Origin of the sequence: Enterobacter cloacae complex sp. IR5441 (assembly GCF_049238215.1) — a bacterium.
GTDB classification, from domain to species: Bacteria; Pseudomonadota; Gammaproteobacteria; order Enterobacterales; family Enterobacteriaceae; genus Enterobacter; species Enterobacter hormaechei_C.
This window is the reverse complement of sequence record NZ_JBMKIA010000121.1, coordinates 1-863: the sequence shown is the minus strand read 5'-3', so window position 1 is coordinate 863 and position 863 is coordinate 1. Positions and strand designations below refer to the sequence as shown.

Genomic DNA, 863 nt, shown 5'->3' with positions numbered 1-863 from the left:
GAAACATCTTCGGGTTGTGAGGTTAAGCGACTAAGCGTACACGGTGGATGCCCTGGCAGTCAGAGGCGATGAAGGACGTGCTAATCTGCGAAAAGCGCCGGCGAGGTGATATGAACCCTTGACCCGGCGATGTCCGAATGGGGAAACCCAGTGCAATCCGTTGCACTATCGTTAACTGAATACATAGGTTAACGAGGCGAACCGGGGGAACTGAAACATCTAAGTACCCCGAGGAAAAGAAATCAACCGAGATTCCCCCAGTAGCGGCGAGCGAACGGGGAGCAGCCCGGAGTCTGAATCAGCTTGTGTGTTAGTGGAACGGTCTGGAAAGTCCGACGGTACAGGGTGATAGTCCCGTACACGAAAGCACACATGCTGTGAACTCGAAGAGTAGGGCGGGACACGTGGTATCCTGTCTGAATATGGGGGGACCATCCTCCAAGGCTAAATACTCCTGACTGACCGATAGTGAACCAGTACCGTGAGGGAAAGGCGAAAAGAACCCCGGCGAGGGGAGTGAAAAAGAACCTGAAACCGTGTACGTACAAGCAGTGGGAGCCTCTTTATGGGGTGACTGCGTACCTTTTGTATAATGGGTCAGCGACTTATATTCTGTAGCAAGGTTAACCGTATAGGGGAGCCGAAGGGAAACCGAGTCTTAACTGGGCGTTAAGTTGCAGGGTATAGACCCGAAACCCGGTGATCTAGCCATGGGCAGGTTGAAGGTTGGGTAACACTAACTGGAGGACCGAACCGACTAATGTTGAAAAATTAGCGGATGACCTGTGGCTGGGGGTGAAAGGCCAATCAAACCGGGAGATAGCTGGTTCTCCCCGAAAGCTATTTAGGTAGCGCCTCGTGAA

Annotated in this window: 1 rRNA gene; it reads left to right on the top strand. The window is 52.5% G+C overall.

Annotation, left to right across the window (positions count from 1 at the left end):
- Window positions 1–20 precede the first annotated feature (20 nt).
- Window positions 21–863, top strand: a 23S ribosomal RNA gene (locus ACOTX5_RS26650); the annotation flags it as partial.